Origin of the sequence: Phyllobacterium myrsinacearum (genome assembly GCF_014138285.1) — a bacterium.
Taxonomy (GTDB): Bacteria; Pseudomonadota; Alphaproteobacteria; order Rhizobiales; family Rhizobiaceae; genus Phyllobacterium; species Phyllobacterium myrsinacearum_A.
Window position 1 is genome coordinate 809,615 of the sequence record NZ_JACGXN010000001.1, and the last position, 14,553, is coordinate 824,167.

The window sequence follows — 14,553 nt, forward strand, 5'->3', positions numbered from 1 at the left end:
TCGGGAAAGAGTTGGCCAAGATTGGATCGGTCGCAGCGCATCCTGACGAGATTACCGGAAATTGCGAGCGTTAATTCTGCTTCTCCCGAAATATCCTAGGTCAGCAATCGCTCAACAGAAAGCGTCATCGACAGAAGCTGCCGATCCGCTCCATGCCGGGCAAACAACATGAGACCACCCGGCAACGCCAGATCAGGCATGGGGAGACTGATCGCGGTCAGATCGAACTGATTGGCTATCTGCGGATTGCGCAGCAGCAGCCCTTCCGTCCGCTTGTAGAACTCATCATCGTTGACAACGGAGGCAATGGGCGGGGCTGTGATGGGCGACGTTGGCAATGCAAGAAGGTCAAAGGCCGTCATGCGCTGATCCATTTTGTGCACCAGCGCCTGCCGCTGTTGTATCAGATCAATGTATGCAGCTTCGGAGACCCCCAGACGGCGCAGCAGGGGCCTTTGCACCCGTGGATCGACATCCAGTCCTGTGTCATTGAGCCAGCCCGCATGAACACGGCTGCCCTCTATCCCCGCGATCGATCCAATGGATGTCGCCTCTGCCATTTCATGGATCAGGTCATCCAGCATAAAGTCGACCAGAACGGCACCGGCCTTTTCACAAAGCCTCAGGCTTGTTTCAAAGGCAGCGGCAATGGCGGGTTCCATTGCATCGAGAACACTGCCTCGCGGCATGGCAATACGGATGCCAGTCAGGGAAACGGGCTCCGCGAACGCCATTCTCTCACCCGCCATGACGGCGTCGGCAATCGCACAATCGGCAACCGAGCGGGCCAGGGGACCAATGGAATCAAGGCTTGGCGACAGCGGAAACGCGCCCTGCAAGGGCACTCTTTTTGCCGTCGGTTTAAAGCCGACAACGCCATTGAGCGCGGCCGGTATGCGGATGGAGCCGCCCGTGTCCGAACCGATCGAAATTTCGCTCGTGCCGTCCGCCACGGAAACACCGGCGCCGGTCGAAGAACCACCCGCGACACGGCCGGGATCGACGGCATTACCGGCAATTGAATAATGCGGATTGAGCCCTACGGCCGTAAAAGCAAATTCGGTCATGAGGGTCTTGCCAATGACAACGGCACCGGCATTGCGCAGACGTTCGACAATGACCGCATCCTTGACCGCCGCCGGTGCGCTGCTACGCACTACTGACCCGGCGAGCGTTGGCTCTCCAGTCACATCAAACAGATCCTTGATAGAAACGATCTTGCCATCCAGCGGTCCCAGCAAATTGCCATCCTGTGCGCGCTGGTCTGAGGCATCAGCCTCCTTGCATGCGGTATCGGCATAGAGTTTGACGAACACGGGCCCATCCCGCGCCGCAATGGCTGCAAGGCTTTGCTCCAATTTGTCACGCGCGGATCCTGTTGACCGGGACAACGGTATCTCCTCAAAACGTATGAATTGCATTTCTATAGCGCCGCGCGCCGAAAAATCAAAAGCGCGGCTCCGGAAGGAGAATTATGTTGCCATGCAACATACTCATTGCTGCCATGCAACATTAGCAATTTTCATGAAGGCAAACTCACCGCACTATTTCATCGGGAGGGTCATCATAAATAAGGGGAATACCAAAATGAACCTTCGCAATCGTATCCAAAAATGGCGCCAGTACCGTCAAAATCTGCATGAACTGAGACTGTGCACCGATCGCAACCTGGCTGATCTCGGCATTGCACGCTCCGACATCCGCCGGGTGGCCTGGCAGGCCTGCAGCTAAGTCCCAATTTCGACGTTCTGAATGTCAGATTGACGGGCAGGCCGATAGCGGCCTGCTTCAATGCCCGACGCCAAATGAATAATTCCAGGTGATGCCGACTGCCGATTGATCTTTGGATCCAAGCCTCGGCACAATCGGGCTTTCGGCCGCATCACCGGCCAACCGGTCATACCGGCCAAAGACCTGAACACTCCATGCATCCGAAAATGTATAGGTCGTGGCCGCGACAATTCCGTACGACTTGATACCGCCACCCGGCGTGTAAGGCTCGACCCTATGGTTATTGCGGGCCTCGTCTTCGGTCACACCGAAAGCGTTGCGCATATAGGTGCTGTCGGCGATGGACAGCCGCGGACCAACCGAAAACAGAAATTTGTCGTACCGCTGAAATACGTCGGCAGACAGATCGGCGACCAGACCGCCGGAATTGTTGAAGGCCTGTCTCACCTCGGCACGCACCCTCAGGCGATCCTGGATCGGCCAATACTGTGCAAACATGCCGCCGTCGACGGTCCAGGAGATATGGCGAAGACCGACAAAGGCCCTATCATCGGAATGATCCCGGCCAGACCGGAAACCGACAACGGGACCAAGCTCCAGCCCACCCAGCGTCACAAGCGTATAATCGATATTGTCATCGGGTGCGCTCATGTCCTCGGGCTCGTCGCCACGGCGAATATCAAAGGACGGCATGAAACCGAAACCGTTGGAACGGGCACCTTCAAACTTGCTGCCATATTCGACGCTGGCACCGACCGTTACAATCCAGCGTGCGGGATTGACCGGTTTGCCATCTGAGGCGATAGCGTCTGCATCGGCCGCAAAGGCGCTGCCTGAGCACACGCCAAAATAGCCAGCGCATACCAGCATCACCGCAAATCGCTTTTTACTCTGATACGCCATTTTACGCGGTTACCCCGATTCGCAACCATCCCGGACTGCAACACCAACAATAATTCATTTCCACGGCAAAATTTAGTGCTGATGTGATCAGAAAATTGCACCTGCGAAACATACACATCGCTGGCTTTCTGGCTAGCGGAAAGCAGAAGGGAAATACATGGAGAAACAAGAAGTGGTGCCCAGACGCGGATTCGAACCACGGACACGCGGATTTTCAATCCGCTGCTCTACCAACTGAGCTATCTGGGCACTTCAGGCGTTTCCGTTATCCGGCAAGCCTTTCTGACAGCGTTGGCTTTCCGTCAGAAGCGGGTGGGTTATAACACTAAAAATCCCACTGTCCAGCATCAACTCACGAATTTTTTGCCGTTTTTCTGCCTCTTGCAAAGGGCATGCATTGGTGCGTTTGTTTAAGACATCAAGAGACAGGATTCGCGTTGCATGGATGAAACGGGGGAGAAGGCTGCCAAGAGCAGTGTTTTTGGCTGGGGAATCATCGGCAGTGGTGAAATTGCCCAGCGATTTGCCGCCGATTTGGCTCGTGTGCCGAATGCAGCCCTTGCTGCCAATTATTCGCGCTCGCTTGCCAATGCCGAACAATTCCGCGACGCATTCGGCAGCAGCCGGGCCTATGCCGACCTTGATTCCTTTCTGTCGGATCCGGCCATTGATGCCGTCTATATCGCAACGCCCAACTCAGCCCATCTGGCGCAGGCACTGAAGGCTGTCCGATCCGGCAAGGCCATCCTGACTGAAAAGCCCATTGCCCCGTCCCATACGGAAGCCTCGGTTATTGAGCGCGAAGCCGCGCGAATCAAAGTCTTTGCAATGGAGGCACTCTGGACCCGGTTCCTGCCAGCTGTGATAGCGGCCAAAACCAAGATCGATGCGGGTGAAATCGGCAAAATTCGCAGAATCACAGCGGACCTTGCCTATGCGCATGACTACGACGCAGAAAGCCGGCTCTTCAAACGATCTCTCGGGGGTGGCGCGACGCTTGATCTCGGCGTTTATTGTGTATCACTGGCCATGTATTTTCTCGGTCAGCCGCAAAAAGTATCCGGTCTGTGGTACGCGGCACCGAGCGGCGTCGACATGAGTTCGGAGATGACGCTGCATTATGATGAGGCCGAAGCTGTTCTTTCATGCGGTTTTGACCGGGATGGCGCGAATCACTTTGTGATTGAAGGAACGCAAGGCACGCTGCGGCTCGACGCACCGTTCCTGAAAGCCCAGCGGCTGACCCTGTACCGGCCATTCGCCGTTGCGAGCCCATTTGGCCCATTGAAAAGGCCGGGAGGCCTGTTCGGTAGTTTACTCGATCGCTTGCCGATTCCGGGGCGGAGGATCGAAGATTATCCGTTTGAAGGCAACGGCCTGCAATTCGAAGCGATCGCCGTGATGGATGCCATACGCAAAGGTGAAAAAACCTCGGCCACTATGCCCCTGAGCGACAGTATCAGTGTATTGCGCGCGATCAACATCGTGCTTGCCCAACCCGCTACTACACGCGTGATCAAGCTGTAGGGCAAATGTCGGCTAAGTCAGCTTTCCAGGTCGTCTTCGCTGTCGTCAGCACTTTCCACAGCCGGAAGAACGTAGGCACCGGTCAACCAGCGATTGAGATCAACATTACGGCAACGGCTCGAACAAAATGGATAATGTTCCCGCTGCGAAGGCTTCTTGCATTCCGGGCAAGGCCGTGTCGGCCGCAATGGCGTTACTTTTGCCGCGCTTTTGTTTTCGTCCATCAGTCCAGAACCTAATGCGCCGATGATTGCCAATTGGCATAGACGGGGTAACCCTCGCCATGCAGGAGACTGGCGGTTTCGTACAGGGGCAGGCCAACCACATTGCTGTACGATCCGACGAGCTTGACTACAAAACCACCAGCAAGCCCCTGAATGGCGTAACCACCGGCTTTTCCGCGCCATTCACCCGATGCAAGATAACTCTCCAGCTCTTCGCGTGAAAGTCGTTTGAAGCGCACGCGGGTCTCGATCAAATCCTGGCGGATCTTGCCCTTCGGCGTGACGAGGCAAAGGCCGGTATAGACGCGGTGCGAACGCCCCGACAAAAGCCGTAGGCAACTGGTTGCATCATCAAGAATTTCGGCTTTCGGCAGGATGCGCCTGCCAACTGCGACAACAGTATCGGCCGCTATGATGTAGGACTTGCCGAGCTCCGCATCGCCCTTCAACTCACCCGCCACTTTTTCAGCCTTGAGGCGCGACAGACGCCGTGCGAGCGAACGCGGGTGTTCGGCGCGCAGTGGTGTTTCATCCACGTCGGCAGGCAACAGGCGATCGGGCTCCAAGCCGATCTGGCCCAGAAGCGCCAGACGGCGCGGCGAGCCGGATGCCAGAACCAGTTTGTGTTGATCGCTCATAAACGCATTCCTGGAAATTCATGTTCTGCGGACAAATCCGGCCGAGGCCGGGAGGACTTATTTGAAGCGGTAGGTAATGCGACCCTTGGTCAGATCGTATGGAGTCATCTCAACAAGAACCTTGTCACCCGCCAGAACGCGGATACGGTTCTTGCGCATGCGGCCAGCCGTGTGGGCAATGATTTCATGATCGTTTTCGAGCTTCACCCGGAACATCGCGTTGGGCAACAGCTCCGTCACGAGACCAGGAAACTCTAGTACTTCTTCTTTCGCCATGCGTAGTTCTATCTCCAAAAAAGGAATTTGCGGTCACACTCGACCGCAATTTTGCGCGGAACCTATAGTATTGCGCGCCATTTGTGAACAAGGGAGTTCAATGCAATTGTGTACGGCCTGACAAAGGCTCAAATTGCCTAGCCGAAACGCTCTTGTATGTGATGTTTGAGGTTATCCCGCACGTCGCGATAAGCTTCCATGATCTGGTCACGACGACCACGAACCAGTGTCGGATCCGGCGTCGGCCAATATTCCACCTGGACGGACGTTGTACGGGTCAATTCCAGTGCCATATGGTGGGCCTTGGGCGACAAGGTGATGATCAGATCGAAATAATCATCTTCCAATTCTTCGAATGTACGCGGATGGGTGGAAATACGCTTCAAACCCAGTTCCTCCAGCACAGCATCCACAAAGGGATCCGGCTCGCCCTTTTCCACACCAGCCGAGGCAACGTAAACTCGCGGCGGCAAGAGGCTGCGGGCCAGCGTTTCGGCAATGGGCGAGCGGATCGAATTCATGCCGCAAATAAAGAGCACAGCGCCCGGCATGCTCGGTTTGGCGGGTTCCTGCTCGTCCGGGAGCTTTTCCGGTTCGACGCCCACTGGACCGGTCACCCCCGCCAATGCAGCACACATACAAGCGTAAAGAGGCGCCGGGCCGTATCGAAATCCACATCGATCTTGCCATTCAGGCGATCCATCAGTGCTTGCGACCCTTCATTGTGCAGCCCCCTCCTCCCCATATCGATTGCTTCGATCTTGCTTGGGCTGGATGACCGGATGGCTTCGTAATAGCTCTCACAGATCATGAAGTAATCCTTCACAACCTTGCGCAAGGGTGTCAGCGACAGGATATGGGTCACGACATCACCACCGGCTTCCCGCGAAATGGCAAAGACGAGACGCGACTCGATCAGCGACAGTTTCAGACGATAGGGACCTGTCCCCTCGTCATTGACGGGGCGGAAGCAGTTCTCCTCGATAAGATCAAAGATGGCAACGGCGCGCTCGTGCTCGACATCGGGCGTGGAGCGGCCGATGGTCTCGTCCAGCTCCACATCGATCAACCGCGCATCGGTATTGCCCGTTGCTGTCATTATCGTCCTATAGGTTCAACCGGATTGCGACGGAATTGCCATGCGCATCGAGACCTTCGGCACGCGCGAGTTCTATCGCCGCCGGTCCCAGAGCGCGCAACTGTTCCACACCCAGTTTCAGGATGGACGTTCGCTTGACATAGTCAAGCACGGAAAGCCCGGATGAGAACCGTGCAGACCGCGCCGTCGGCAGGACATGGTTGGAGCCGCCGACATAATCGCCAATCACTTCAGGCGTGTACCGGCCGAGGAATATGGCACCGGCATTGCGGACACCGGCAAGCAGGATCTCCGGATCATCGGTCGCAATTTCCAGATGCTCGGGAGCGATGCGATTGACGAGCGGCAGCGCAGACTCCAGATCCTGCACCAGAATCACCGCGCCATAATCGCGCCAGCTGGCGCTTGCCGTTTCCGTGCGCGGCAGCCTTGTCAGCTGACGGTCCACGGCAGCGATGACCGCATCTCCGAAGGCTTCGTCGTCGGTGATCAATATGGATTGCGATGCGCTGTCATGTTCTGCCTGCGCCAGAAGATCGGCAGCAATCCAATCCGGATTGTTTTCACCATCGGCCAGAATCAGTACTTCCGACGGGCCTGCGATCATGTCGATACCCACCTGACCGAAGACGCGGCGCTTGGCAGCGGCGACATAGGCGTTCCCCGGACCAACAATCTTGGCCACAGGCGCTATTGTTTCCGTACCGTAGGCTAATGCGGCGATCGCCTGGGCACCGCCCACGCGATAAATCTCCGAAACGCCGGCAAGGCGCGCTGCCACGAGCACCAGCGGATTGAGCTTCCCATCCGGAGATGGCACCACCATGACGATGCGTTCGACACCGGCGACCTGTGCGGGAACGGCATTCATCAGGACAGAGCTTGGATAGCTGGCAGTGCCGCCGGGCACATAGAGCCCGACTGATTCCACCGCGGTCCAGCGCGAGCCAAGTTCCACACCCAGCGCATCGGTGTAGCGGTCGTCCTGCGGCATCTGCCGTTGGTGGTGGGAGTGAATACGATTGCGCGCGAACTTGAGTGCTTCCACCGTTTCGGCCGGCGCAGCCGCCATAGCGGCATCAATTTCGGCTGAGGTAATGGCAATACCGTGTTGAACAAGGTCAATGCGGTCAAAACGCTGCGAGTACTCAATAAGTGCGGCATCGCCCTCGGTCCGGACCCGATGAATAATATCGGCAACGACGCGATCGACATCCTCCGATATCTCGCGTTTCGTCAGAAGGAACGCGGAAAACCGGGACTCAAAATCAGGGGCGGACTGCCTCAACACCAACGCCAATATACCTACTCCTCTAGCCTGTCAGGCATCATGCTCAGGCTTGAACCCGGTTTCCCAGACAGGTCCAAGATCGGTCAACTGTGCTTCGATGGCTTCTACTTCGAACCGCAGGGCCTTGTTGGCAGCGAATATCAGTTCTATTGCACCTGAAGGCGCATCTTCAACGGTGAACCGGATCGCCAGAAGCGAAAGCACATCGTCCTTGTAGCGGCGATCGACGCCGGTTGCTTTCAGACTTTTCACCCGCGCAAAATGCAGCGCCGTGCGACGGCGTTCAAAGCTGCGGTGACGCTTGCCATCTGCCGCCAATTCCCAGACGAACCGGTTGACAGCCAGCACGAGACGCTGTTCCGCAGGCAGATAATCGATATCGCCTATTTTCAGCACTGAATCCTGCAGATGCGCAGAAAGGATTTGCAGATCTTCCTCATCAAGCGCGATGAGTTTGAGAGTGTCCATGTCTACCCTTTGCATGACTTTTCAGGATCATGGCGCGCAAGACGCGCCACGCTCCCTTTCCTGTTAGAGGAAAGTGCAGGCAAATGGAATTCTACTCTTGGGATAAAGTGCACCCGCAGGGAAAACAGTCGCGAAATCAGTCGCTGATGCGTTCGACGACAGCGCCGCAACGGGACAGTTTTTCTTCCAGACGTTCAAACCCGCGGTCGAGGTGATACACACGATTGACGGTGGTTTCGCCTTCAGCGGCCAGACCGGCAATAACCAGCGAAACCGATGCACGAAGATCCGTTGCCATAACGGGAGCGCCCTTCAACCGATCTACACCTTCGATCTTCGCTGTTTGGCCCGAAAGCGAAATTTTGGCCCCGAGACGAGCCAGTTCCTGCACGTGCATGAAGCGGTTCTCGAAGATGGTTTCGGTGATGTTCGATGTCCCTTTAGCCATGGTCATCAAGCCCATGAACTGCGCCTGCAGATCGGTCGGGAAACCCGGAAATGGCTGAGTGGTAACATCAACGGGCATGATGCCGTGACCGTTGCGAACAACGCGCAAACCAGAATTGGTTTCGGAGATTTCTGCACCTGCCTGTCCGAGTGTGGTCAACGCAGCGCTGAGAAGGCTGGCGTCAGCACCCTCAAGGATCACATCGCCGCCGGTCATGGCAACGGCCATAGCATAGGTGCCGGTCTCGATGCGATCAGGAATAACCCGAACGCGCGCGCCGGACAGGCTTGTCACACCTTCAATAGTGATGGTCGATGTACCTGCACCGCTGACGCGGGCACCCATCGCATTCAGGCAATCGGCGAGGTTGACGACTTCAGGCTCCTGGGCAGCGTTCTCAATGACGGTTTCGCCCTTTGCAAGGGTTGCTGCCATCATGAGCACGTGGGTGGCACCGACCGATATTTTCGGGAAAGTGAAGCGTGCCCCGACAAGGCCGCCCTTGGCGCTGGCCTTGACGTAGCCGTTCTCGATCTCAATCTCGGCGCCCAGCGCACGAAGACCGTCAATGAACAGATCTACAGGACGTGTACCGATGGCACAGCCACCTGGAAGCGATACGGTTGCGACACCCATGCGCGCCAGAAGTGGTCCGATGACCCAGAAACTTGCGCGCATCTTGGAGACGAGCTCGTAGGGCGCCGTTGTGTCAACAATGTTGCGGGCAGTGAAATGGATCGTGCGGGAATATGCGCCATCCTGCCGTTCGCGGCGACCATTGACGGAATAGTCAACACCATGATTGCCGAGAATGCGGATCAACTGTTCGACGTCGGCCAGATGCGGCACATTTTCGAGCGTCAGCGTATCATCCGTGAGAAGGGACGCGATCATCAAGGGCAAGGCCGCGTTCTTGGCACCGGAAATCGGAATGATGCCATTCAGCTTATTACCGCCAACAATCTTGATACGATCCATAATGTGTCACTTTCGCGGGGATATACCCGTCCTGTCGTTGAGACCCTTTGCAGAGCCGGTTGATCTAAACCATTGCAGAGAATGGTTCAAGAAATGCTTCGATCGCAGTACGACCGGTCAAGATTCCGAAGACGGGGTATCGGAGGATGTATTTTCTGCAGCAGTAATCCCCTCGTCGCGTTCGTCTGCAGCCCCGGAGCGCCGGGAACGTATTTGCTGTTTCCGCCGCGCCAGATTCGCCCGCAATTGTTCTGAACGCCGCTTCTCACGACTTGTTTGCTCAGGATTCGGGTTTTTCGAAGACGGCGGCGTCATATGTTTTCTTTCAAAATCCAGCAAAGTCCGGGCCTTCTAACGTGGTTTTTATCCACGGGAATGCAAGGCTTTTGGCGAATACTGATAATTTGCCCAAGAGATTACGATTGCTTGCTTGCGATTTGAGCAATGATATGGCAGAAGTCCGCCGCGTTCGCAAATCAGCTGCGGTAGCTCAGTGGTAGAGCACTCCATTGGTAATGGAGAGGTCGAGAGTTCAATCCTCTCTCGCAGCACCAGTTTCCGGATGATCAGATGATCATTCTTTCTGCGGACGTTATCCCCAGAATATTTTGTAAAGTCGGCTGAACGGCACACAAAACGTCATGCACCGTCAATGCGGTTGTAGTGCGCCGATTCCCTGCCCAGACAGGCCCGCAGGAGGCCGACGATGCTGCCGAGACGCGATGCGGCCTTAACCAGCGTCCGTCCCCGGGTGAACGGCACAGCCATCAGATAAAGACAAACGGACAACATTCTGCCGATGAGAGAGCCTGGCAAACGGACAAGGGTTATGATTCGCCGGCTCTTCAACTTGGCGCGCATCTCGATCACGCTGATGTCGCGGCTGCGCCGATACTGATAAGCGAATGTCAGCCGGTCCTGTGGAACCGTTTCGTAGGCGATTGCCGTCGGCGTCCAGCCCGTTTTGGCGCCGAGCCTGCTGGCATCTGCCCAAAGCCGCCAGTCTTCGCCACCAGCAAGTGCCAGACCATTGTCAAATCGCACTCCGGTTCGGCGAAAGAACGCGAGATTGCCCATCCAGCTTCCGGTTGCAATCCTGATGCGATGCGCCTGTCCGCTGCTGCGCTTGCTCAGATATTTGGCTTCGCTCTTTTTGTTGGCCAGATTCATGCCTGACCAGATCATTTTCTGCCACAGGGTCGTTTCCGGCGCTGCTGGTGCCAGCCGGACCGGTGATCCGACAATATCGAGATCAAACGCATCGCGTTCAGCGAGAAGTTGAACAAGCCAGTCCGCGTCCACACACTCATCGTCATCTGCAAATGCGAGGAAATCATCACCCGCATCGATTGCATATTCAAGAACGCGATTACGGGCGAAAGCGATGCCGAAGCGAGGCTCCACTTCATACTGGACAGGACAAAACGGCACATGCGTGCGGAATGTGTCGACAACGCCTTGCAGGGTGGCCTGTTCATTGTTCTCGACCACCAAGAAACGGACACGTGTCCCTTCTGGTACGCGCATATGCGCATAGGATTTGAAAAGGTTCTGCAACATCAAGGGCCGATTGCGCGTGATCGTACCTACGCAGATCCTGCGCTTCTGCGCTGTCCTTCCCGACACCGGCATCATCGTTGTCAACCGGTCACGGATTTACGCAGGACATTCAGCCAGCCGTCAGTCCGGCGAACAATCTTGCGCGGTAGAAGCAACATGTCGGAATGGGATGTCGCGCGGCCACGCTGCGTGGTGGTCGCGGTTGTATAGCCAGCACTTTCAACCAGCTGCCTGATATCTCCGGAGAAATTCCCATAGGGATAGCAGAAGGCATCCACTGTGCTGCCAAGCATATCCTCGAGCTCGTGACGCACGTCGGTGATCTGCCGCCGGGCTTCATCAATGCCAATTTCCGTCAGATGGACATGATCGAGAGTGTGAGCTCCGACCTCATGGCCCAAAGCAGCCCATTCCAGCATTTCGGCCTTGGACATGCAGGGAGAATGGGGAACACCGACAACCGCATCCCATTCATTGAAACCACCAATCTGCCTGCTGACAAAATAATTCGTTGCGGTGAAACCCAGTTCGTCAAGGACCGGCAGTGCGTGGACATGGACGTTGCGGAAACCATCATCGAAGGTAATGCCGAAGACCTTACCGATCTTTTCGCCCTTCAGATAAGGCTGCAGGTCGCGTATCGACAATCCCATATAGCCCATACGCTTGAGCCAATTCATCTGGCGATGAAAATTGACCGGGTCCACAGTCAGATAGCGAAACGGGCTGCCCCGCCCTGCAGGCTTATCGATCTGATGATACATCAATATGGGTATCGGCATTTTACGTCAGCTCAAATGAAAACAGGACACTTCGGAACCGCTGAAACACCTGATATAACAGGTCTTCTTTCCGCATATAGGACATAATAATTGTGCCTTTTTCAGCGCAACGATCATCCCATTGCGGAATTAATTTGATTCTCTACAACCGCTTATATGCCGAACATGACGGCTGGGTTGCCGCGACCGGAATTCGGGATATAAATTGATGGTTTGCAAGGGAGCCACCATGAGCATTCTGCTGCGCGTCGAAGGAGCAATGGTGGCTACGCTCGCCATTGGGGGTTACTCTTTGTTTGGCTCGAGCTGGTGGCTCTTTGTTGTGCTGTTTTTCGTGCCCGATATCTCGATGCTTGCTTACCTGAAAGGGCCGAAGATTGGTGCAATCTGCTACAATGCAGCCCACCTCTATGTCTTGCCGCTCATGATTTGGGCGGCGGGTTGGTGGTCAGGCTCGAAACTGACCGTGTCGATTGGACTGATTTGGATTTTCCATATCGCCATCGACCGCGCTCTTGGCTATGGCCTCAAGTTCTTCAGCGCATTTCAGGATACGCATCTGGGCCGTATCGGAAAAAATGCATGATTCAGGCTGCTATTTCCTGCGTCAGTAATTGCACGTCTCCATTTCCTGCTTGAAACGCTCGATCCACCACTTGGCTGCGGGCCCAAGCGGACTATCCGCCATGTGAAGGGCGAAGAGCGAGTAATGGCTTTCGGGATAGGGTTCAAGATCGAGCACGACCAATCGGCCTTTGGCGACATCATCATGTATCATCCATTTGGGCAGGCCGCCCCACCCCAACCCCGCCACCATCAACTCGTGCTTCATGCCCACATCGGTCAGGCGCCACGTCCTGTAGGCAAAAACACCAAAATTCCTGCCTTTGGTCTGTTCGGAGAGATCAGTTACGACAAGTTGAACATGATCCCTGATGAATGACAGTGGCACAGGCCCTTTGTACCGTGCCAAGGGATGATCCGGCGCAGCTGCGGGAGTCATTGTCATTTGACCCACCCGAATCGTCACAAGGTCATCGCTGGGCTGAAGCGGCGGACCGCCGATGCCGATATCCGCCTGTTTCTTCATAACGAGATCCCATACCATGCCCAGCGCCCCCACATGCAGACGCAAGCTTACGGTCGGAAACTGCTCCTGAAATGCTTTAAGCACATTGATAAGAACGGGGGACGGTACCGACACGTCAACGACGATTGCGATCTCCGCTTCCAGACCGGCCTTCAGGCCTTCCGCCCGGGCCCGCAAACCTTGCAGGGCAGATGCCATGCGCCGGGCATCTTCCAGCATGGCCACGCCTGCTTCAGTCAAGCGGGGCTCACGCGTGCCCGCACGCGAGAAGAGCTGCAGCTCCAGCTGGGCTTCCAGATTGGCAATCGTATAACTGATAACTGACTGTGACCGGTTCAAATGCCGGGCTGCGGCAGAAAAGCTGCCCATATCAGCGACGGCGAGAAAGACCTGGAGTTGATCGAGTGTCGGGTTGGGTTGCATGATCTATCTACTTTATAGATGAGTTTGATAGATATTTTCCCAGTTTTCTAAATGGATGTCGAGGGCCAGATAGTGGTCATCAAATCAGTTTTCCTTTCAGAAGGTACCAAAACCATGTCATCCATTCTTCTGGTTACATCAAGCCCTCGCGGCGCAGCATCGCATTCAACCGCAGTTGCCACAGAATTTGCACGCAAGTTGCAGCGAGCCAATCCTGGCAGCCAGATCGTTACGCGTGATCTTGCCACCCAGCCGCTTCCGCACATCGATGCAGAATACACTGCCGGAATTTATACCCCCGAGGAAGCCCGCACCGCAAAACAGCAGCAGGCCGTCACCGTTTCAGATCGGGCTGTAGATGAACTCTTCGCAGCAGACAGCATTGTGATTTCGACGGCTTTTATCAATTTCAGCATCTCTTCGACGCTGAAATCATGGATCGATCACATCGCCCGCGCAGGCAAGACATTCAGCTACGGCGAAGAGGGTCCCAAAGGTCTGGTAACGGGCAAGAAAGTTTATCTGGTTCTCGCTTCCGGCGGTGTTTATTCCGCAGGTCCGGCATCTGCACTCGACCATGCGATCCCGTATCTCAAGTCGGTGCTTGGGTTCCTGGGGATGACTGATGTTGAGGTTGTCCGCATCGAAGGCGTGGGCATGGGTCCGGAAGCGGAAGCTAAGGCAATTGCAACGGCACAGGAACAGACCAGCCATCTGGCACTTGCTGCCTAAAACGGTTTTTTGAACATGGAGGCGGGCTTTGCCTCACCTCCATCAGACTGCAGTTCGCGGATCCAATCAGAACCAAGCCGCAGTTTGACCCAGGGTCTTGAGATTACTTTGAGTGCTTGTGTTCGGCTTCGTCAAGGCGGCGGAGCTGATCAAGCAGGCTCTCTGGCACAGTATCTTCCACCTTGTAGATACCGGCAGCCCGTATTGCCGTCCTGTAGGATGACTGCGAGATCTGTCGTCGCAAGATTCTTGATAACTGTTTTTCGTTGGTCCGGTCGGTGCCGTCCATCGCATTACTCCAACTCTGCTTCGTGGTCTTTAAACACCTTCCCAGCGAAGAAGGTTCCCCTTTTCTAGACTCCAGTCTCTTAAGACAATGTGTC

18 protein-coding genes and 2 tRNA genes are annotated in these 14,553 nt (G+C 55.6%); 5 read left to right on the forward strand and 15 right to left on the reverse strand.

Going from position 1 to position 14,553, the window contains the following annotated elements:
- Positions 1–95: 95 nt before the first annotated feature.
- On the reverse strand, positions 96–1,421 hold the full coding sequence (locus FHW16_RS04060) for an amidase (protein ID WP_182547854.1): 1,326 nt from the start codon (positions 1,419–1,421) through the stop codon (positions 96–98).
- Positions 1,422–1,587: 166 nt separating this feature from the next.
- Between FHW16_RS04060 and FHW16_RS04065 the strand changes: the two genes are divergently transcribed.
- On the forward strand, positions 1,588–1,731 hold the full coding sequence (locus FHW16_RS04065) for a DUF1127 domain-containing protein (protein ID WP_182547855.1): 144 nt from the start codon (positions 1,588–1,590) through the stop codon (positions 1,729–1,731).
- A 57-nt stretch (positions 1,732–1,788) separates the two neighbouring features.
- On the opposite strand, the gene FHW16_RS04070 is transcribed toward FHW16_RS04065, so the two are convergent.
- Both FHW16_RS04070 and FHW16_RS04075 read right to left on the reverse strand, forming a co-directional pair.
- Positions 1,789–2,634 carry a MipA/OmpV family protein gene (locus FHW16_RS04070; protein WP_246711617.1) on the reverse strand — a complete coding sequence of 282 codons (846 nt, stop codon included), beginning with the start codon at positions 2,632–2,634 and terminating at the stop codon, positions 1,789–1,791.
- Between the two features lie 173 nt (positions 2,635–2,807).
- Positions 2,808–2,883: transfer RNA gene (locus FHW16_RS04075), tRNA-Phe, on the reverse strand.
- Positions 2,884–3,075: 192 nt separating this feature from the next.
- Here FHW16_RS04075 and FHW16_RS04080 point away from each other — a divergent pair.
- The gene (locus FHW16_RS04080; RefSeq protein WP_182547856.1) at positions 3,076–4,161 is read left to right on the forward strand and encodes a Gfo/Idh/MocA family protein; all 1,086 of its coding nucleotides are present in this window, start codon (positions 3,076–3,078) and stop codon (positions 4,159–4,161) included.
- A 17-nt stretch (positions 4,162–4,178) separates the two neighbouring features.
- On the opposite strand, the gene yacG is transcribed toward FHW16_RS04080, so the two are convergent.
- From yacG to FHW16_RS28795, 9 genes are all read right to left on the reverse strand, one after another.
- Positions 4,179–4,385, reverse strand: a complete 207-nt coding sequence (yacG, locus tag FHW16_RS04085; RefSeq protein ID WP_432651988.1) for a DNA gyrase inhibitor YacG — start codon at positions 4,383–4,385, stop codon at positions 4,179–4,181.
- 11 nt (positions 4,386–4,396) lie between these two features.
- Positions 4,397–5,023 (reverse strand): Maf-like protein, encoded by a 627-nt coding sequence (locus FHW16_RS04090; protein ID WP_182547857.1) that lies wholly within the window; start codon positions 5,021–5,023, stop codon positions 4,397–4,399.
- Between the two features lie 57 nt (positions 5,024–5,080).
- Positions 5,081–5,299, reverse strand: coding sequence for a translation initiation factor IF-1 (infA, locus tag FHW16_RS04095; protein ID WP_008122731.1), 219 nt, complete (start codon positions 5,297–5,299; stop codon positions 5,081–5,083).
- 137 nt (positions 5,300–5,436) lie between these two features.
- Entirely contained in the window at positions 5,437–5,850 is a 414-nt protein-coding gene (locus FHW16_RS04100) for a low molecular weight phosphatase family protein (protein ID WP_246711664.1), read from the reverse strand.
- A 62-nt stretch (positions 5,851–5,912) separates the two neighbouring features.
- Positions 5,913–6,398 carry a UPF0262 family protein gene (locus tag FHW16_RS04105; RefSeq protein ID WP_182547859.1) on the reverse strand — a complete coding sequence of 162 codons (486 nt, stop codon included), beginning with the start codon at positions 6,396–6,398 and terminating at the stop codon, positions 5,913–5,915.
- Between the two features lie 7 nt (positions 6,399–6,405).
- On the reverse strand, positions 6,406–7,698 hold the full coding sequence (hisD, locus tag FHW16_RS04110) for a histidinol dehydrogenase (protein WP_182547860.1): 1,293 nt from the start codon (positions 7,696–7,698) through the stop codon (positions 6,406–6,408).
- Positions 7,699–7,719: 21 nt separating this feature from the next.
- Positions 7,720–8,157: a DUF2948 family protein gene (locus FHW16_RS04115; protein WP_182547861.1), complete on the reverse strand. Its 438-nt coding sequence runs from the start codon at positions 8,155–8,157 to the stop codon at positions 7,720–7,722.
- A 136-nt stretch (positions 8,158–8,293) separates the two neighbouring features.
- Positions 8,294–9,583 (reverse strand): UDP-N-acetylglucosamine 1-carboxyvinyltransferase, encoded by a 1,290-nt coding sequence (murA, locus tag FHW16_RS04120; RefSeq protein ID WP_182547862.1) that lies wholly within the window; start codon positions 9,581–9,583, stop codon positions 8,294–8,296.
- A gap of 117 nt (positions 9,584–9,700) precedes the next feature.
- The gene (locus FHW16_RS28795) at positions 9,701–9,898 is read right to left on the reverse strand and encodes a hypothetical protein (protein ID WP_246711665.1); all 198 of its coding nucleotides are present in this window, start codon (positions 9,896–9,898) and stop codon (positions 9,701–9,703) included.
- 164 nt (positions 9,899–10,062) lie between these two features.
- On the opposite strand from FHW16_RS28795, the gene FHW16_RS04125 reads away from it, so the two are divergent.
- Positions 10,063–10,137 (forward strand) — tRNA-Thr (locus FHW16_RS04125).
- An 85-nt stretch (positions 10,138–10,222) separates the two neighbouring features.
- Here FHW16_RS04125 and FHW16_RS04130 read toward each other — a convergent pair.
- Positions 10,223–11,218, reverse strand: a complete 996-nt coding sequence (locus FHW16_RS04130; RefSeq protein ID WP_348643844.1) for a glycosyltransferase — start codon at positions 11,216–11,218, stop codon at positions 10,223–10,225.
- A gap of 5 nt (positions 11,219–11,223) precedes the next feature.
- Positions 11,224–11,925, reverse strand: coding sequence for a polysaccharide deacetylase family protein (locus FHW16_RS04135; RefSeq protein ID WP_182547863.1), 702 nt, complete (start codon positions 11,923–11,925; stop codon positions 11,224–11,226).
- A 229-nt stretch (positions 11,926–12,154) separates the two neighbouring features.
- On the opposite strand from FHW16_RS04135, the gene FHW16_RS04140 reads away from it, so the two are divergent.
- Positions 12,155–12,511, forward strand: a complete 357-nt coding sequence (locus FHW16_RS04140; RefSeq protein ID WP_246711619.1) for a DUF4260 domain-containing protein — start codon at positions 12,155–12,157, stop codon at positions 12,509–12,511.
- 21 nt (positions 12,512–12,532) lie between these two features.
- Here FHW16_RS04140 and FHW16_RS04145 read toward each other — a convergent pair whose 3' ends face one another.
- Positions 12,533–13,438, reverse strand: a complete 906-nt coding sequence (locus FHW16_RS04145) for a LysR family transcriptional regulator (RefSeq protein ID WP_182547865.1) — start codon at positions 13,436–13,438, stop codon at positions 12,533–12,535.
- Between the two features lie 114 nt (positions 13,439–13,552).
- Between FHW16_RS04145 and FHW16_RS04150 the strand changes: the two genes are divergently transcribed.
- On the forward strand, positions 13,553–14,170 hold the full coding sequence (locus FHW16_RS04150; RefSeq protein ID WP_182547866.1) for an FMN-dependent NADH-azoreductase: 618 nt from the start codon (positions 13,553–13,555) through the stop codon (positions 14,168–14,170).
- The last annotated feature ends 383 nt before the right edge of the window (positions 14,171–14,553 follow it).